The following is an 18,793-nucleotide window of genomic DNA, read 5'->3' on the forward strand; positions in this document are numbered from 1 at the left end:
TGGGACCATAGGGTAGCTTGGTCGATCCTTTGGGCTTTGGGAGCCTGAGACTCCGGTTCAAATCCGGGTGGTCCCATTTTACATTAAGGTAAATAGGAGTTAGAAATATATTCACATCCCCGCCTTAGCTCAATTTGGCAGAGCATCGGACTGTAGATCCGAGGGTTGCTGGTTCAAGTCCGGCAGGCGGGATTTTGATCATTATAAAATACTCCAGAAAATAAATGACATTAGATTGTATTCCAGAAAGAAATAGAAAAGTATTTAAGTAGGTATGCGTATACCTTATTATACTCTCATTCTTAAGAGCTGCCCTGGTGGTGTAGGGGCTATCATGTGGGCCTGTCGAGCCCACGACTCGGGTTCAAATCCCGGCCAGGGCGTTGTATTTGGGGCCCGTAGCTCAGTCTGGCAGAGCGCTTGGCTTTTAACCAAGTGGCCGCGGGTTCAATTCCCGTCGGGCCCGTTCTTGATTCTTATGCAACACTCGAAAATTGGAAATTTTCGGTGCATCGAAAATCGTAGATTTTCAAATGCTTTCGTTGCAAGCTTGCAAATCAAAACATACAAAAATCAAAGATTTTTGTGCCCAAAACCAATGGTTTTGAAGGCCTTACGAAACTATGTTTCGTGACCCCGAAAACGAAGTTTTCGAGGGATTTGCAATTTTTAACTGGAGGATAAATTGTGAAGAAAGATATCTTAAAACACAGATTAGTTCCAGAACATGCTATTTTGTCAAAATCTGAAATTAAAAAAGTAATAAAAAAGTTAGATATCCATCCTGAACAGCTTCCCAAGATAAAACAGGATGATCCTGTTTGTAAATCAATTGAAGCTAAAGCAGGGGATATTTTAAAAATAACACGAAAAAGCCATACTGCCGGGAAGTTTGTTACTTATCGACTAGTATTAGAATAATAATTTATTTTTGGAGGAGTTTAATGGGGAAAAATGCATGGGGACTGGTTGATGCATTTTTTGATCAGTACAATTTGGTAGACCATCACATAAAATCCTATAACGACTTTGTAGACCATCGAATACAGGACATAATTGATATAACCGACGAAATTGTGCTTGAACAAGGCGAATACAGAGTAAAAACAGGCAAGTTAACCATAAAAAAACCATTTATTAAAGAAGCTGACGGATCAAAAAGTGAGATATTTCCAACCGAAGCAAGACTAAGAAATTTAACATATTCTGCGCATATGTATCTGGAAATGGCCCTTGTAAGAGAAGGAGAACCTGAACCAGAAATGGAAGATGTATATATTGGTGAATTGCCAGTAATGCTGAAATCAAGCATATGTCACTTGAATGGATTAAATGAAAAAGAATTAGATGAAAAAGGAGAAGATCCACAAGATCCTGGAGGATATTTTATTGTAAACGGCTCAGAAAGGGCAATCGTTACAATGGAAGAAATAGCTCCAAATAAAATTATACTTGAGCGAATTGGTGAAAAAGAAGATAGACGAGCAAGAGCCATTGTTACTTCAATTAAAAGCGGTTTTAGAGCTCGAATAACTCTTGAATATAGAAAGCCAAGGAAAAAAGGAGTATTCCTTAGAATATCATTCCCCTATGTTCCAGGAGAAATACCACTTGTTGTTTTGCTGCGAGCACTGGGACTTGAAACTGATGAAGAATTAGTAAAAAGCGTTTCAGATGAAGGCGACATACAGTTCCTTCTTATAGATGATATTCAAACTTCAGAAGTGATGACAAGATATGACGCGGTTAAATATATTGGTAACCGAGTCGCTAAGGGCATGACTGAAGAATACAGGATTAAAAGAGCTGAAGATGTAATAGATAGATATTTATTACCACATATCGGCGTGGACTCTGAAAACAGGGACGAAAAATCAACATATCTCGCTGAAATGACCGAGATGTTGCTTCAAGTTATTTTTGAAACACGTGAACCCCACGATAAAGATCATTACGCTAACAAACGGCTGCGAGTATCTGGCGATCTAATGGAGGATTTATTTAGGGTTGCATTTACCAGCCTAACCAGAGATATGACATACCAACTTGAAAGAAGCTTAGCTCGTGGAAAAGAACCTTCTGTGAAACAGGCAGTAAGATCTGACGTTTTAACAGAAAACATTAAGCATGCTATTGCCACTGGGAACTGGGTTGGTGGAAGAGCAGGTGTAAGCCAATTGCTTGACAGAACAAGTTACATGGGAACATTGTCTCACCTTAAAAGAGTTGTATCACCTTTAAGCAGGAGCCAACCTCACTTTGAAGCTCGTGATTTGCATCCAACGCAATTTGGAAAGATATGTCCAAATGAAACGCCTGAGGGGCCAAATTGTGGGCTTGTGAAAAATCTCGCGCTTCTTGCAAAAATATCTGAAGGTTCCAATCCAGATGAAATTGAAAATGTAATTAAGAAAATGGGAGTTCTAAGTTCCAAATAGAGGGGTTAAAGCGTGAAAAAGTCCAAAATTTACATTAATGGTAAGCTCACAGGAGCTTGTGACGATCCAGAAAGTTTTGTAGAGGAAATGAGAGAAAAAAGAAGAAGTGGTGAAATCTCTCATGAAATGAACATCACCCATTACCAAGAAACAGATGAAATATTTATTTTCAACGACCCTGGAAGGACAAGAAGACCTCTTATTGTTGTTAAAGACGGCGAATCAATGGTTAAAGATGAGATCATTGCAGGCCTAAAATCAGGAGATTTAGACTGGAATGACCTAATAAATCAGGGAATAATTGAATATTTAGATGCTGAAGAGGAAGAAAACACATATATTGCCATGTTTGAGGAGCAATTAACCGAGGACCACACTCATCTTGAAATTGACCCTTCTACAATGCTGGGAATATGTGCAGGTATCATTCCTTATGCTAATCACAACTCATCTCCTAGAAACACGATGGAAGCAGGGATGACAAAACAGGCATTAGGTCTTTACGTTTCAAACTACGCTTTAAGAACTGATACCAGAGCTCACCTTTTACACCATCCACAGTTACCAATGGTTAAAACAAAATCAATAGATGCAACTAATTACGATGCACGACCATCAGGCCAAAATTTTGTGGTTGCAGTTATGTCCTATGAAGGATACAACATGGAAGATGCATTGATACTTAACAAGGCATCTATTGAAAGAGGACTTTCAAGATCATCATTTTTTAGATCATACGAAGCTTCAGAGAGAAGATATCCTGGTGGACAGGAAGATAAATTCGAATTACCTGAAAAAACCGTTAGAGGATACCGTTCAGATGAAGTTTACAGACATCTTGACGAAGACGGCATAATAAACCCTGAAGTCGAAGTTAAATCAGGTGATGTTTTAATAGGTAAAACTTCCCCTCCAAGGTTCCTTGAAGAAATAGACGAATTTGGAACACCTGCAGAGCGAAGACGTGAAACATCCATTACTGTAAGACACGGTGAAAAAGGTACTATTGACGCAGTGCTGGTCACAGAAACTGTTGAAGGAAGTAAACTTACAAAAATACGAGTTCGTGACCAAAGACAGCCAGAATTCGGAGATAAATTTGCATCAAGACACGGTCAAAAAGGTGTTGTTGGTTTAATAGTTTCACAGGAAAACGTACCATTTACATCAGAAGGAATAGTTCCAGATTTAATTGTAAATCCACACGCTATCCCCTCAAGGATGTCTGTTGGTCAGGTAATTGAGATGCTTGCAGGAAAAGCAGGTGCAATGGAAGGAAGAAGAATGGACGGAACTCCATTTACAGGGGCAGACGGTGAAGAATTAATTAAAGATCTTCTTAGAGAAAACGGATTTGAAACTGCTGGACGTGAAACATTATACAACGGAATCACCGGTGAAAGAATAGAAGCAGAAATATTCGTAGGAGTTGCTTTCTACCAGAAATTACACCACATGACATCCGATAAAGTATACGCAAGGTCAAGAGGACCAGTACAAGTATTAACAAGACAACCAACAGAAGGAAGAGCAAGAGAAGGTGGTCTAAGATTTGGAGAAATGGAAAGAGACTGTCTCATTGCTCACGGTGCTGCATTAGCACTTAAAGAAAGGCTTCTTGATGAATCAGATAAATACGAAGCTATTGTATGTGCAGATTGTGGTATGATTGGGGTTTATGATAGAATCAGAGGAAAGAAATATTGCCCAATATGCGGGGACTCAGATTCATTCCCAGTAGAGATTTCATATGCATTTAAACTTCTATTAGACGAGCTTAAGAGTCTTTGTATCTTCCCAAGACTTGTACTTGAGGATAAAGCATGATTAAGCAAATTAAATTATTAATGGGTAAAATAAGCAAGGAGTGAATATTTTGAAAGGAATTTTAAAGAAAATCGCCCAGATTAATTTTGGCTTGATGTCTCCAGAAGACATAAGGAAAATGTCCGTTACCAAGATTGTAACTCCTGACACATACGATGAGGACGGGTATCCAATAGAAGCAGGGCTTATGGATCCAAGACTCGGAGTTATTGATCCTGGACTTAAATGTAGGTCATGTGGATCAAAAGGTGGGGATTGTCAGGGACACTTTGGTCATATTAACATAGCAAGACCAGTAATCCATGTTGGTTTCGCAGACACGATTCATAAGATCTTAAGATCAACTTGTAAAGAATGTGGAAGAGTCCTATTAACTGAAACTGAAATCGTTAACTACAAAGACAAGTTCCAAACCTTGAACAAAAACGAAGAAAGCCTGACAAATATTATAAAAGAGATTTATACAGTTGCTAGACGGGATAAATGCCCTCATTGTGAAGAGGAACAGGAAGATGTTAAAATAGACAAACCTGTATCTATTGTAGAGGGAAACTACAAGTTAACTCCAAGTGAAGTGCGTGAAAGACTCGAAAAGATTCCTGAAGAGGATCATATGCTACTTGGAGTGAATCCAAAGGTTGCAAAACCAGAATGGATGGTTTTAACTGTTTTACCAGTTCCACCAGTTACTGTAAGGCCATCAATCACACTTGAAACCGGTGAAAGATCAGAAGACGATTTAACTCACAAACTCGTGGACATATTAAGGATTAATCAACGATTAAAGGAAAACATGGAAGCTGGAGCTCCACAACTTATTGTAGAAGATTTATGGGAGCTTTTACAGTACCACGTTACAACTTATTTTGATAATGAAGCATCAGGTGTACCTCCTGCAAGACATAGGTCAGGAAGACCACTTAAAACTCTTGCACAACGATTAAAAGGTAAAGAAGGACGTTTCAGAAGTAATTTATCTGGTAAAAGGGTAAACTTCTCCGCAAGGACAGTTATATCTCCAGATCCTAACATAAGTATTAATGAAGTCGGTGTTCCTGAAATGATTGCAAAAGAAGTCACCGTGCCTATATATGTGACTCCTTGGAACATGGATGCAATGAAAGAATACATTATGAACGGCCCAAATGTCCATCCTGGAGCGAATTACGTGGAAAGACCTGATGGAAGGAAGGTAAGAGTATACGAAGAAACCAAAGAAGCCATAATTGAAAAATTAGAGGTTGGTTTTAGAGTTGAAAGACATTTAATAAATGGAGATGTTGTACTATTCAACAGGCAACCCTCCTTGCACAGAATGTCCATGATGGCTCACGAAGTTCGAGTTTTACCATATAAAACATTCAGACTTAACCTTTGTGTATGTCCGCCTTACAATGCAGATTTTGATGGGGACGAAATGAACATGCACATCTTCCAGACAGAAGAATCACGTGCTGAAGCTAAATCATTAATGAGAGTTCAAGAACATATTTTATCTCCAAGGTTCGGAGGACCTATTACTGGAGGAATACACGATCATATATCTGGAGCTTACCTTTTAACAAGGCAAAGCAGTATATTTGAAGAAGATGAAGTATTCCAGATGGTAAAAAGGGCTAAAATGCCATTACCAGAACCAAGAGGCAAACCATGGACTGGAAAAGAAATATTCAGTTTATTACTTCCAGAAGACCTTAACATGGTTTATAAAGCAGAAATCTGCAGGAACTGTGATGAATGCCTTAAAAACGAGTGTAAAAACGATGCATACGTCATAATTGAAGACGGCCAGCTAAAAACTGGTGTAATTGACGATAAAGCATTTGGATCATTTTCTGGAAAGATTCTTGATTCTATAGTAAAAGAATATGGTACTGATAGGGCCAGAGACTTTTTAGATTCTGTAACTAAGCTTTCCATTTCAGGAATAATGAAAAAAGGATTTACCACCAGTACTGATGATGAGGAAATTCCTCAGGAAGCTAAAGAAAGAATAGAAGAACTCTTATCTCGTGCAGAAGAAAGAGTTGAACTGCTCATTGCTGCCTACGAAAATGAAGAACTTGAAGCCCTCCCTGGAAGAAGTTTAGAAGAAACTCTTGAAATGAAAATAATGCAGGAATTAGGGGAAGCAAGGGACAAATCAGGAGTAATAGCCGAAAGTTACTTTGATATTAATGAAAACCACGCAGTTATAATGGCACTTACAGGTGCAAGAGGTTCAATGCTTAACTTAACTCAGATTGCAGCTTGTGTAGGCCAACAATCTGTTCGTGGTGGAAGAATTGAAAGAGGTTACAGTGAAAGAACCCTTCCACACTTTAAACGGAGAGAATTAGGTGCAAAAGCACGTGGATTTGTGCATTCAAGTTACAAAACAGGGCTTGATCCACTTGAATTCTTTTTCCATGCTATGGGTGGTAGAGAAGGTCTTGTAGATACAGCGATAAGGACAGCGCAAAGTGGTTACATGCAACGTAGACTTGTAAACGCACTTCAAGATTTAAGTGTCAAACCTGACGGAACTGTAAGGGATAACAGAGGCGTTATAATCCAGACCATGTACGGCGAAGATAAAGTAGACCCTGCAAAAAGTGATTACGGGAAAGTAGCAGATATCGACAGAGTAATTGAAGAAATAAGGATTAAATCAACTAAATAGGATAATTAAAGGGATAATGGTGGTTTTGTGCCAGAATTAAAACGTGTCATGAAAATTTTAAAGAAGAAAAAAGCTGACTTTCCTGAAAGCTTAATCGAGGAAATTGCAGATGCCAGCCAGAGACATGAACTGACTGATGCAGAATTGACTGAATTAATTGTAAGAATTAAAAAAGCGTATGAAAGAGCCACAGTAGAAGATGGTGAAGCTGTAGGTACTGTAGCAGCTCAATCTGTAGGGGAACCAGGTACCCAGATGACAATGAGAACATTTCACTATGCAGGGGTAGCTGAATTAAACGTTACCCTCGGTCTTCCAAGACTGATTGAAATTGTGGATGCCAGAAAGAAAATATCAACTCCAACCATGGCCATATACTTTGAAGAGGAATATATGGCTGATGAGGAATTTGTAAGAAGAATTGCTAACCAGATTGGTAAAAGTAATATGAGTGATATTTTAAAGAGTTTCAATACTAACTATGCAGATATGAATATCGTAGTGGAACTTAATATTGAGAAGATTGAAGACAAAAGACTTGATCTTGATGACATTATAAAGCGAATAGAAAAAGCTTTTAAAAGAGTTCAAATAGATAACAATATACTAAGTTTTGAACCCCCAGCACCAAGTATAAGAGAATTAAGACTTTTATCTGATAAGGTTCGTGACCTTCAAATCAGTGGTGTAAAGAACATAGGAAAGGTAGTTATAAGTAAGGAAGGCCTTGAATGGGTTATACATACTGAAGGTTCAAATCTTGGGTCCGTTTTAAAAATGGAAGGTATTGATAAAGTTAGAACCACTACAAACGACATTCACGAAATAGAGAAAGTTCTGGGAATAGAAGCAGCCAGAAACGCAGTAATAAGAGAAGCACAGAGTACAATGGAAGAACAAGGACTTACAGTGGATGTAAGGCATATAATGCTCGTTGCAGATATGATGACTGCAGATGGTTCTGTAAAATCCATAGGAAGACACGGTATAAGCGGTGAGAAAGCAAGTGTACTGGCAAGAGCTTCTTTTGAAGAAACTGGAAAACACCTCTTAAGAGCCAGCATAAGAGGAGAAATAGATCATCTCACTGGAATAATTGAAAATATTATAATTGGACAGCCAATACCACTTGGAACAGGTTCTGTTGGCGTCATTATGAAAGAAAGAAAATAATAGGTGAGACTTATCCAAACTTACCACAACGATACAATAGGAGGCAGCACATGGACATAGATAGAGGAATTAGGGTTGCTGTAGACACAGGAACCGTCACATTAGGATCGGACAAGTCTGTTCAGGCTTTAAAGTTAGGTAAAGGAAAACTGGTGATCATTGCAGATAATTGCCCTGAAGAAGTAAGGGAAGATGTAATGTACTACTCAAAATTATCAGACATTCCTGTTTACACATATGAAGGAACAAGTGTAGAGCTTGGATCTGTATGCGGTAAACCATTTACAGTAGCTACACTTATAATAAAGGATCAAGGAGATTCTACAATATTAGAAGCTATGGGGTAATTTCTGTGACTATAAAATTTTCAACAAACGAAATAAGATATATAGCTTTATTTGAGAGCATGACTGGCGCAATGGTCAAAGACTGTATTGTTGATGACGAAGTCGGTAAACTAACATTCCTTGTAAAAAAAGGAGATATGGGACTTGCAATTGGAAAAAGAGGAAGTACAGTTACTAAAGTCCAAAAAACAGTTGATAAAGGTGTGGAAGTCATAGAACACTCAGAAGACCCTGTAGAATTTATAAGTAATTTAATGGCCCCTGCTAAAATTAGAAGTATCAGAATACTTCAAAAAGAAAATGGGGAAAAAATCGCTACAATAGAGACAGATCCTAGAAATAAAAGGACTGCTATTGGAAAAGGCGGTAAAAACATAGAAAGAGCTAGACTTTTAGCAAAAAGACAGCACAATATAAATAACATTGTGATAAAATAATTCAGATAATAAATTTTAGATTATGATCAAATTAATTCGTTATTTTGATAACAATAATTAAGGATGTATTAAGGAGAAATCACGATTGCCAGGACTTTTTGCAGCAAAGAAACTTAAAAAGAATAGACAGAACTTCAGATGGAAGGATACAGAATATAAAAGGAAAGCATTAAGGTTAGATGTTAAAGCGGACCCATTGGAAGGCGCACCTCAAGCAAGAGGAATTGTAATTGAAAAAGTGGGAATTGAAGCAAAACAACCTAACTCTGCTATAAGAAAATGCGTTAGAGTTCAACTCATAAAAAACGGGAAGCAATTAACAGCATTTGCTCCTGGAGATGGTGCTATCGGATTTATTGATGAGCACGATGAAGTAATGATTGAAGGTATTGGAGGACCATCCGGAAGATCTATGGGAGATATCCCTGGAGTAAGATGGAAAGTTACCAAAGTAAATAACGTGTCCTTAGAAGAAATGGTTAAAGGTAAAATAGAAAAGCCAGTTAGATAAACTAACTGAACTCTTTATAATAACAACTAGTAAAAAAAAATTAGGAAAACCAGTGAGGTAATTTGATGAGTAAGGTTTTTGATAAATGGGATTTAGAAGAGGTGAAAGTAGAGGACTTGGGTCTTGTAAATTATATTTGCTTAGACGAAATATTAGTTCCACACACCTTAGGAAGACATGTCAAGAGACAGTTCGCCAAATCAAGAGTTTCAATAGTGGAAAGACTGATGAATAAAATCATGAGGACACATATAAACTCCGGTAAGAAAAATAAAGCTTATAACATCGTAAAAGACTCTCTTGAAGTCATAAATAAGAGATCAAAAGAAAACCCTGTCCAAATATTGGTTAAAGCAGTTGAAAATGCTTCACCAAGGGAAGAAATTACAAGGGTAAAATACGGTGGTATAGGATACCAGGTTGCAGTAGATATTGCTCCTCAAAGAAGAGTAGATTTAGCACTCGGATTTATAACAAGAGGCGCCATACAGTCCTCATTTAAAAGGAAACGATCTGCAGCAGAATGTTTAGCTGATGAATTGTTACTTGCAGCCGAATATGACACAAGAAGTTTTGCAATTGGAAAGAAAGACGAAAAAGAAAGAATTGCAAGATCTGCACACTAAATTTAAATTCAATTAAGCAGATAAGGCATATCAACCATTAATTATGCAAATTACATATAGATTAACCATCTAAATGCCTTTAAATATCTGCTTTTAACTATTTTATAATTACCAGGTGATTATAGTGAGTAGACGGACTAAAATGATTGATAAGATTAAAGAATTGATGTACCAACCTGAAAACATAAGAAATATAGGGATCGTAGCCCACATCGATCACGGGAAAACTACACTCTCAGATAATTTACTTGCCGGTGCAGGAATGATATCGGCTGAGCTTGCAGGAGATCAAAGATTCCTTGATTTTGACGAGCAAGAACAAGCAAGGGGAATTACCATTGACGCTGCAAACGTGTCCATGGTGCACAAATTCAAAGAAGACGAATATCTAATTAACCTCATCGATACACCAGGTCACGTTGACTTTGGTGGAGACGTAACACGTGCAATGAGGGCAGTAGACGGCGCAGTAGTTGTAATCTGTGCTGTTGAAGGAATCATGCCCCAAACAGAAACTGTACTAAGACAAGCTCTAAAAGAGAACGTAAAACCAGTATTGTTCATTAACAAGGTTGATCGTCTGATAAATGAGTTAAAATTAGATGATGCTGAACTACAACAGAGATTTATAAAAATCATCGCTTCTGCAAACAAAATTATAAGATCAATGGCTCCAGAAGAACTTAAAGCTGACTGGCTAGCCAAGGTAGAAGATGGAAGTGTTGCATTCGGTTCTGCATACCACAATTGGGCTATAAACGTTCCAATTATGCAGCAAACAGGTATAACCTTCAAAAATATTTATGAATACTGTAAAGAGGAAAATCAGAAAGAATTAGCTCAAAAAGCACCAATTACTGAAGTTTTACTTGATATGGTTATAGAACACTTACCAAGCCCTGACGTGTCACAAAGATACAGAGTTCCAGCAATCTGGAATGGAGATATCGAAAGTGAAGAAGGGCAAGGTATGGTCAATACAAGTCCAGATTCACCGCTAGCGGTAATGGTTACAAACATCAGTATAGATAAACACGCTGGTGAAATTGCAACTGGTCGTGTATACGGTGGAACAATAGAAAAAGGTACTGAAATCTACTTCGTAGGTTCACATGGTAAAGCCAGGACCCAGCAGGTTGGAGTATACTTCGGTCCAGAAAGGATCAACACAGATAAGGTTCCAGCAGGAAACATTGTAGCAATAACCGGTGCAAGAAACGCTGTTGCAGGGGAAACAATTTCCGAACCTGGAAGAAAAATCAAAGCTTTCGAAGGATTGGAACACATATCCGAGCCAGTAGTTACAGTTGCTGTTGAAGCTAAAAACACTAAAGATCTTCCAAAACTTATAGAAGTTTTAAGACAGGTCGGAAAAGAAGACCCAACAGTACGAATTGAAATTAACGAAGAAACTGGTGAGCACCTCATAGCAGGTATGGGTGAACTTCACTTAGAAATTATCACTTACAGAATTGATGAAAAAGGTGTGGAAATAGAGACATCACCACCTATTGTTGTTTACAGAGAAACCATTGCCGGTACAGCTGGACCAGTGGAAGGTAAATCACCTAATAAGCACAACAGATTCTACATTGAAATTGAACCATTAAACGATGAAATGTTCCATGCGCTACAAGATAAAAAGATTAAAGAAGGTAAAGTAAAAGGAAAAGAAGATATAGCAACATTCATGGAATACGGTCTTCCTAAAGAAGAAGCAAGAAAAGTTTGGGATGTATACGGGCGAAGTTTATTCATAAACATGACCCGTGGTATACAGTACCTGGATGAAATTAAAGAACTTCTACTTGAAGGTTTCGAAAGTGCATTAGATGATGGTCCAATCGCAAGAGAAAAGGTCATGGGTATAAAAATAAAGCTCATGGATGCAAAGATTCACGAAGATGCCGTGCACAGAGGACCAGCACAAGTTCTACCTGCAATAAGAAAAGCAGTATACGGATCCATCATGATGGCAAACCCAACACTACTTGAACCTAAACAAAAAGTATTCATCAACACACCCCAAGACTACATGGGTTCAGCAACAAGAGAAGTACAAAACAGAAGAGGCCAAATTGTGGACATGCAACAAGAAGGGGACATGATGACCCTTGAATCAAAAGTACCTGTTGCAGAAATGTTCGGATTTGCAGGAGACATAAGATCTGCTACAGAAGGCAGATGTTTATGGTCAACAGAAAACGCAGGATTCGAAAGATTACCTACAGAACTTCAAAAACAAATTGTAAGGCAGATAAGAGATAGAAAAGGACTAAGTCCAGAACCATACGGACCAGACCATTACATTGGATAAAATAAATCCATATTCTCCTTTTTGGTTTTCAAAAAAAAATATTTTTTTTGCATGCCACAGGAGGATAATTGAAATCCAAACCATAAATTTTAATAAGTACTATCTCAAAATAATGATATTCTCAAACTAATCGAATACATGATTTAAATGGAGGTTAATTAAATGGCTAAAGCAAAAGAACATATGAACTTGGCGTTTATCGGACACGTAGACCACGGTAAATCAACACTTGTGGGACACCTTTTACTCCAGTCAGGAGCTATCGCAGAGCAACAGCTCTCTGACGGTGAAAATAAGTTCAGATTCGTCATGGATAAATTGACAGAAGAAAGAGAAAGAGGAGTAACAATCGACCTTGCTCACGCAAGATTCGACTCTCCAAAATACGAATTTACAATTGTGGACTGTCCAGGACACAGAGATTTCGTTAAAAACATGATTACAGGAGCATCTCAAGCAGACGCTGCTGTATTAGTAGTGGCAATAGACGACGGTGTAATGCCACAAACAAAGGAACACGCGTTCCTTGCAAGAACATTAGGTATTAACCAATTAATCATTGGTATAAACAAAATGGACCTTGTAAAATACGATGAAGCAAAGTTCAACGAACTTAAAGAAGAAGTAAGCGCACTCATTAAGACTGTAGCATACAAACCAGATGATATACACTTCATACCGCTTTCCGCATTTGAAGGAGACAACATCACAAAACCAAGTGAAAACACCCCTTGGTATAAAGGTCCTTCACTTGTAACTGCTCTTGACGAATTCAAAGCACCAGAAAAACCAACAAAATTACCATTAAGAGTACCTGTACAGGACGTATACTCTATTACTGGTGTGGGAACAGTACCAGTAGGAAGAATAGAAACTGGTGTCATGAAAAAAGGTGACACTGTCATATTCGAACCTCCAGGAGCAACCGGAGAAGTTAAATCCATCGAAATGCACCACGAAATGCTCGACTCAGCAGAACCTGGTGACAACGTAGGATTCAACGTAAGAGGTGTCGGTAAAAACGATATCAGAAGAGGAGACGTTGCAGGACACACAAGCACACCACCGAGTGTTGCCAAAGAATTCACAGCACAGATTGTTGTATTACAACACCCTGGTGTTATCACCGTAGGTTACACACCTGTATTCCACTGTCACACTGCTCAAGTAGCATGTACATTCCTGGAATTACAGAAAAAACTCGACCCGGCAACTGGTCAAGTAAAAGAAGAAAACCCAGACTTCCTCAAAACAGGGGATGCTGCGTTTGTTGTTGTTAAACCAACAAAACCAATGGTAATCGAGAAAATCAAAGACATTCCACACATGGGTAGATTTGCTATAAGAGATATGGGTCAAACCGTAGCTGCTGGAATGTGTATCGATTTAGTACCAGCAAAATAGAAGTATAGGAATATTCCTACTCTTCCTTTTTATTTTTATGGAGGAATATTAAATGCATAAAGCAAGAATCAAACTTACAGGAACAGACCCAGAAAAACTCCAATTCGTATGCGACCAACTACAAAAAATCGCTGAAAGAACAGGAGTAGATCTTTCAGGACCAATCCCACTACCCACCAAAAAATTAGTAGTGCCAACCAGAAAATCTCCAGACGGAGAAGGAAAAGCTACATGGGAAAAATGGGAAATGAGAATACACAAAAGACTTGTAGGAATCGAAGCCGATGAAAGGGCAATGAGACAAGTCATGAAAGTAAACGTTCCTGATAATGTAAGCATAGAAATAGAATTAAGAAGCTAGTTCCTTTTTTATAGCTTAAATTCATTTTGATTAGCTTAAATTAAGTTTTAAGCTTAAAACACTCTTTTTTGCCGGGATAGCCGGCCCAACCTTTTTAGAAAAAAGGTTGATCAAAAAGTAAAAATCCACATATGCCGGGATAGCCTAGCCAGGGAAGGCGCGGGACTTGAGATCCCGTGGAGCATCGCTCCACCTGGGTTCAAATCCCAGTCCCGGCGTTTAAAAATCTACGATTTTTTTTGACGCCTCCCAAACTGAAAGTTTTGTAGAACACTCATAAAACTTTCAATTTTATAGTTTCTCGAAACCTTGTTCCAATAACATTTAATAAATTTTTGATTTTGAATGAAACTCTCGAAATCTTCGATTTCGAAGCACGGATCGAAGATATTTATGCTTTATTTCCTGAAAGCAAAATTCATGATTTCATAAATCAAAATTATAAATTTTGATAGTGTTGAAATTTTAAATATGTTATAAAAAACTTTTTTTTTGATTTTATCTCAAGAATTAATCCAATTATTTTATATAAAATTATTTTTATATTAATTGTAATTATAATTTTAAGATAAAAGAGGCATAATAATGAAAAATTATTTAATATTAATAGTATTTTTTCTAGTTATATCCACTTCAGGTTGTCTAAATTCAGGTTATGGAGAGGACAGTGAAATGAGAGATATTAGTGGATTCAACCAGATCATTGCAAGTGGAGATGGACCTACTGATATCCATATAAATCAGAGTGATAAAGAATCCCTGGAAGTAGAAGCAGGACCATATGCAACACCAAGTGTAAAAACAGAAGTAAAAGATGGTAAACTATATCTACATTCTTCACATCCAGTTACATATTATATTACTGTAAAAGATCTAAACTCTATTCAATTAAATGATACGGGTCCCGGAGAGTTGAAAGCAGAGAATCTTAAAGTCACAAATTTGAATATTTATACTAATAGTATGAGTATTAATCTAGTCAATTTAAAAGCTGATAAACTTGTATTCACTGGAAGTGAATCTATAGATATTTCTGGTGAAGTTAATGAGCAGAATATAAACATAGAACAAAATAATGAATATAATGGAACTAATCTTATCAGTAAGATTGCAAATGTTAATGTTGAAAATAATGGAATGGCAACAGTACGTGTTTCAGATGTTTTAAATGCTATTGTTAAACATAATGGGGCCATATATTATATTGGTAAACCTCAATTAAAAAAACAGATAGATCATCCATCTGTTGGTAGAATAGAAGAAATAAAAGGATAGAATAATAAGAACATTCCATTTTTACGTTTATGACACAATTCTAGTGATAAAAATGTCCTTCAATCCACTCTACTCATTTTTAAATACCATAAAAAATATTATTTTTAGAAAAATTCACTTTCCTAAAAACAAAATTGGTAAAATTTTAATCACAGAAGATGGCCAGGAATTCAGCATATTCCGTGAAGTAAAAATAGATCACACAGATGACCCTAATGATTCTGCAGTCTTCAAAGTCAAATTCTTACTGGAGAATATGAAAGTACAGGATAATATTCGCTTTTCATGGATACCAGTACCCTTTTTTGTAGGACTTCCCGGATTTCAGGCTAAAGTCTGGACCATTAACTATAAAAATGGATTTTTTCAGGGCATATATCAATGGAAAAACTCAGATTATGCTAAAAAATATTCCAAGTCATTTGCCTATAATTTCATGACCCGCAGATCAACGCCAGGGTCAGTTTCTTTTGAAATCATTACCCATACAAATTTAGAAGATTATTTAAAGACATTATAAACATTTGAAAATTAAAATTTCATTTTAATTTTAACTGATTTTAACTGAACAAGTTCATTTAATGAAATTTTACTCCTTAAATAGAACCCGTTTGAGTTCTTTCAAGTTAAGTGTGATGAATGGCTCTGCATTGGGGTCTGCCAGTATTTCAAACTGCTCCAATTTAGTTTCCAAATAGATCTTATACAATAAACTCTGAAGCTCAGGGACAGGTGTTTCTATAATCTTCCTTATTTTTAAAAAGTCATCATCAGTCATTCGACTCTTAGCTTTCCTTAATTTTAAAATGCTTTCATCAGTCAGTTGAGTATTATAATCTTCCATTTGACTTTCAAAAGCCCCTACCGCATTTATATCCATAGACACGTACAAATTAACAACGAATGGGGGAAATCGCTCCAACATATCTAATAATCCTCTGATATCCTCTCCTTTAATTTCTATTTCTAATTCTTCATTCAACAACTTTGCCACATTGGACGCTCTTTCTTTGCTACCTCGACCATAAACCATAGAAGCAAGCACTGCACTCGCTAAAATTGCAGAAAATACGTAAAGCTGATTTTGACCTTCCCAAATTGAAGAAATAGGTATTTTAGCAAGATAAAAGATAATCCATGTAATTAAAATGCTTCCTAATATGAATGTTAAAACTGATAATATAATTGCAATCGCTTTATTTTTGATCAAATTTATTCACCAATTATTTTATCATTTGGCCATGCATTTATAGTTTTGAAACCTATTTTTTTTACACTTCATTTAGTATATTAAATGAAACTGTCAATGCTATACTTGAATTTCTTAAAAATCTATAAATTTAGAGATTTAAATGAATTCAAATTATTAATTCACCCATAACTAATAATGTTGAATAAGTTCAATTTTGTATTTTATTTTTATTTTAAACTAAAAGATCGAATCAAATATACCGAAAAATAATTATAAAACCTCCACTGTAATGTTATTTAATAAAAATAATAGTAGATAAAAATTTAAGGGAGGAGATAAAGTGAAAAAACTTCAAATAGGTCTAATAGTCTTGGTTATTTGTTTTGTTGTGGCGCTATCAGGATGTACTTCAAATAATACTACTTCCAGCAATAAATCGTTGAGTTCTAATGTATCCAGTTCAAATGCTTCAGCTTCTAGTGATGTTAACATTGTGGTAAGTTATTCTGGTAGTTGGGCGGTTGATGTAAGTGGTCCATTCGGATATCGTTCACTCGCAGGTACTGGGGATCAAACAACTGCTATAAATGGTGTAACCGGATCTGTAACTGCTGCTGCCCGTAAAACAGATGGAGGTAATGGGGTTCTAACCGTTTCAATAACTAAAGGTGGAAAAACACTTGCTTCACAAAGTACCTCTGCTCCATGGGGAGGGGCTACTGCCGTCGCCACAGGTATCTAATATCCATTATCTCTTTTTTTTATTTTTTTTATGTTTATAAATGGACAACTTCTGATTAAAAGTTTATAACTCCATTTCAAGCCTTCATTTTTATTTTAATAGAAAAATGCGTAAAAATTGCGCCTTGTAAGTTAAATGTCTTTATAGTTTGGCTTTCTATAGATAGTTCTCAACTCATTTCAATCTGATCCATCTTCTGAAGGATAAATACTAATACTAGAAGTATTAGTCCATAGATAACTAGCATTCCAGCTACAACCTGGCCTGGAAGAAGACCTCCAGCAAGGGCGGAAAAACCAAAAACAATTGCTACAATATTCATTAAGGTCTGAGTAATTATTAGTTTTTTTACAATAGGGGGAATATTTACTTTTTTTACTTCAGAATCATTGGTTTCATATGTTTGTGGCCGGAATCTTTTGATAAGTAATATAAATCCTCCGATGATACTTAAAAGTCCAATGAGTATTTTTATTATCCCGGTTAAAATTCCAGGAACTATACATGAAAAAATTCCCAATGTGGCAAATACTAGTCCAATTATTATCATTAATCTGGAACGTTTATATTGGCCAATAGGGGTTTCTCCTAAAGCCATTATTTGAATGGCATAGATAAACAAAAGCAGTCCCAACTGACCATCTGGAGAAAAGGGTATTAGACCATTTGCCACTGGAAATAGGAGTATTCCTAGAAGTATTAGGAGAACTGCTAGTACTAATAGTATTGCAGACCCTAGTGGGAGAGTGGCCTCGTTAAAAAGGCTTAAAAGCCCTTTTGATTTATTTAATGTAAGATTTCCTGGTTCTTCTGTAGGATATGCCTTTGAAACATTGTGAATACACCATGAAAGATAGAAAAAACTGATTCCATAAATAATAAGAATCACTGCAGTTATTGAATCTGTTGTAATACTTGGAATAAGTGTTATCAGGCCTGAAATTATTGTTATTACATATACAATTCCACATGCAATGGTTAATTGCTGTAAGATACCTGGAATTTTAATCCAGGTTTTTGCCCTTTTTTTGGAGATAAATAACTGCAAAAGAAGGGTAATCCCCCCAGTAAAAAGGATTATTCCAACCAGTGTCTTGACAACTCCTGAAAGGTACCCTGGAATGAAACAAGCGACCATTCCAAGAATTGCTGTGCATATCCCAATTATAATAAGTGCCCATGAACGACGGAGATCTCCAAAGGGAGTTTTACCCATTGTTATAATTTGAAATGAAACAATTACTAGGAAAAGTCCGTATGTGCTGTCGGGAGTATAAGGCAAAGCTCCTGTATGAATTTCAAAAAGAAGAAAGCCAAATAGAAGCATAAATACTCCGAAAACCATTAAAATAACAACTTCCATAGAAAGATCAGATTCTTCAGTTATTTTAAAAAATGTTTTTTGTTTTTGCATATTATCTAATGCCAATTGATAATCCTCCTTATTATGCCTATGGATATAACAATTTAATCCTATAGAT

The 18,793-nt window shown here is 36.6% G+C and carries 17 protein-coding genes and 5 tRNA genes; 20 read left to right on the forward strand and 2 right to left on the reverse strand.

What is annotated here, in order from left to right:
- Position 1 precedes the first annotated feature (1 nt).
- From HZC47_05060 to HZC47_05150, 19 genes are all read left to right on the forward strand, one after another.
- A tRNA-Pro gene (locus tag HZC47_05060) sits at positions 2-76 on the forward strand.
- Between the two features lie 42 nt (positions 77-118).
- Positions 119-192 (forward strand) — tRNA-Tyr (locus tag HZC47_05065).
- Between the two features lie 119 nt (positions 193-311).
- A tRNA-Asp gene (locus tag HZC47_05070) sits at positions 312-383 on the forward strand.
- A gap of 9 nt (positions 384-392) precedes the next feature.
- Positions 393-466, forward strand: a tRNA-Lys gene (locus HZC47_05075).
- Positions 467-684: 218 nt separating this feature from the next.
- Positions 685-921 (forward strand): DNA-directed RNA polymerase subunit H, encoded by a 237-nt coding sequence (locus tag HZC47_05080; protein ID MBI5680246.1) that lies wholly within the window; start codon positions 685-687, stop codon positions 919-921.
- Positions 922-944: 23 nt separating this feature from the next.
- Complete coding sequence (locus HZC47_05085) at positions 945-2,438, forward strand: DNA-directed RNA polymerase subunit B'' (protein MBI5680247.1); 1,494 nt, start codon at positions 945-947, stop codon at positions 2,436-2,438.
- A gap of 12 nt (positions 2,439-2,450) precedes the next feature.
- Positions 2,451-4,265 carry a DNA-directed RNA polymerase subunit B gene (rpoB, locus tag HZC47_05090; protein MBI5680248.1) on the forward strand — a complete coding sequence of 605 codons (1,815 nt, stop codon included), beginning with the start codon at positions 2,451-2,453 and terminating at the stop codon, positions 4,263-4,265.
- Between the two features lie 49 nt (positions 4,266-4,314).
- A complete protein-coding gene (locus tag HZC47_05095; protein ID MBI5680249.1) occupies positions 4,315-6,927 on the forward strand; it encodes a DNA-directed RNA polymerase subunit A' in 2,613 nt (870 codons plus the stop codon).
- Positions 6,928-6,975: 48 nt separating this feature from the next.
- Positions 6,976-8,100, forward strand: coding sequence for a DNA-directed RNA polymerase subunit A'' (gene rpoA2 / locus HZC47_05100; GenBank protein MBI5680250.1), 1,125 nt, complete (start codon positions 6,976-6,978; stop codon positions 8,098-8,100).
- A gap of 50 nt (positions 8,101-8,150) precedes the next feature.
- Complete coding sequence (locus tag HZC47_05105) at positions 8,151-8,447, forward strand: 50S ribosomal protein L30e (GenBank protein ID MBI5680251.1); 297 nt, start codon at positions 8,151-8,153, stop codon at positions 8,445-8,447.
- A gap of 5 nt (positions 8,448-8,452) precedes the next feature.
- Positions 8,453-8,884, forward strand: coding sequence for a NusA-like transcription termination signal-binding factor (locus tag HZC47_05110; GenBank protein MBI5680252.1), 432 nt, complete (start codon positions 8,453-8,455; stop codon positions 8,882-8,884).
- 85 nt (positions 8,885-8,969) lie between these two features.
- A complete protein-coding gene (locus tag HZC47_05115; GenBank protein MBI5680253.1) occupies positions 8,970-9,395 on the forward strand; it encodes a 30S ribosomal protein S12 in 426 nt (141 codons plus the stop codon).
- Between the two features lie 65 nt (positions 9,396-9,460).
- A complete protein-coding gene (locus HZC47_05120) occupies positions 9,461-10,021 on the forward strand; it encodes a 30S ribosomal protein S7 (GenBank protein MBI5680254.1) in 561 nt (186 codons plus the stop codon).
- Positions 10,022-10,145: 124 nt separating this feature from the next.
- Positions 10,146-12,338, forward strand: coding sequence for an elongation factor EF-2 (locus HZC47_05125; GenBank protein MBI5680255.1), 2,193 nt, complete (start codon positions 10,146-10,148; stop codon positions 12,336-12,338).
- A gap of 162 nt (positions 12,339-12,500) precedes the next feature.
- Entirely contained in the window at positions 12,501-13,742 is a 1,242-nt protein-coding gene (gene tuf, locus HZC47_05130) for a translation elongation factor EF-1 subunit alpha (GenBank protein MBI5680256.1), read from the forward strand.
- A gap of 52 nt (positions 13,743-13,794) precedes the next feature.
- Positions 13,795-14,103, forward strand: coding sequence for a 30S ribosomal protein S10 (locus tag HZC47_05135; GenBank protein MBI5680257.1), 309 nt, complete (start codon positions 13,795-13,797; stop codon positions 14,101-14,103).
- A gap of 133 nt (positions 14,104-14,236) precedes the next feature.
- Positions 14,237-14,321, forward strand: a tRNA-Ser gene (locus HZC47_05140).
- A 454-nt stretch (positions 14,322-14,775) separates the two neighbouring features.
- Complete coding sequence (locus HZC47_05145; protein MBI5680258.1) at positions 14,776-15,378, forward strand: DUF2807 domain-containing protein; 603 nt, start codon at positions 14,776-14,778, stop codon at positions 15,376-15,378.
- A 52-nt stretch (positions 15,379-15,430) separates the two neighbouring features.
- Complete coding sequence (locus HZC47_05150; GenBank protein MBI5680259.1) at positions 15,431-15,898, forward strand: hypothetical protein; 468 nt, start codon at positions 15,431-15,433, stop codon at positions 15,896-15,898.
- Positions 15,899-15,967: 69 nt separating this feature from the next.
- On the opposite strand, the gene HZC47_05155 is transcribed toward HZC47_05150, so the two are convergent.
- Positions 15,968-16,588 (reverse strand): hypothetical protein, encoded by a 621-nt coding sequence (locus HZC47_05155; protein MBI5680260.1) that lies wholly within the window; start codon positions 16,586-16,588, stop codon positions 15,968-15,970.
- A gap of 322 nt (positions 16,589-16,910) precedes the next feature.
- On the opposite strand from HZC47_05155, the gene HZC47_05160 reads away from it, so the two are divergent.
- The gene (locus HZC47_05160) at positions 16,911-17,312 is read left to right on the forward strand and encodes a hypothetical protein (protein MBI5680261.1); all 402 of its coding nucleotides are present in this window, start codon (positions 16,911-16,913) and stop codon (positions 17,310-17,312) included.
- Positions 17,313-17,481: 169 nt separating this feature from the next.
- On the opposite strand, the gene HZC47_05165 is transcribed toward HZC47_05160, so the two are convergent.
- On the reverse strand, positions 17,482-18,726 hold the full coding sequence (locus HZC47_05165) for a DUF308 domain-containing protein (GenBank protein ID MBI5680262.1): 1,245 nt from the start codon (positions 18,724-18,726) through the stop codon (positions 17,482-17,484).
- Between the last annotated feature and the right edge of the window lie 67 nt (positions 18,727-18,793).

The organism is Methanobacterium sp. (assembly GCA_016222945.1).
Lineage (GTDB): Archaea > Methanobacteriota > Methanobacteria > Methanobacteriales > Methanobacteriaceae > Methanobacterium_D.

What these genes read in the sequence shown, in the direction of transcription:
- HZC47_05085 (MBI5680247.1), top strand. Translation starts at nt 945, where the DNA reads ATGGGGAAAAATGCATGGGGACTGGTTGATGCATTTTTTGATCAGTAC.
- HZC47_05165 (MBI5680262.1), bottom strand. Translation starts at nt 18,726, where the DNA reads ATGCAAAAACAAAAAACATTTTTTAAAATAACTGAAGAATCTGATCTT.
- HZC47_05135 (MBI5680257.1), top strand. Translation starts at nt 13,795, where the DNA reads ATGCATAAAGCAAGAATCAAACTTACAGGAACAGACCCAGAAAAACTC.
- tuf (MBI5680256.1), top strand. Translation starts at nt 12,501, where the DNA reads ATGGCTAAAGCAAAAGAACATATGAACTTGGCGTTTATCGGACACGTA.
- HZC47_05105 (MBI5680251.1), top strand. Translation starts at nt 8,151, where the DNA reads ATGGACATAGATAGAGGAATTAGGGTTGCTGTAGACACAGGAACCGTC.
- HZC47_05150 (MBI5680259.1), top strand. Translation starts at nt 15,431, where the DNA reads ATGTCCTTCAATCCACTCTACTCATTTTTAAATACCATAAAAAATATT.
- rpoA2 (MBI5680250.1), top strand. Translation starts at nt 6,976, where the DNA reads ATGAAAATTTTAAAGAAGAAAAAAGCTGACTTTCCTGAAAGCTTAATC.
- HZC47_05120 (MBI5680254.1), top strand. Translation starts at nt 9,461, where the DNA reads ATGAGTAAGGTTTTTGATAAATGGGATTTAGAAGAGGTGAAAGTAGAG.
- HZC47_05145 (MBI5680258.1), top strand. Translation starts at nt 14,776, where the DNA reads ATGAGAGATATTAGTGGATTCAACCAGATCATTGCAAGTGGAGATGGA.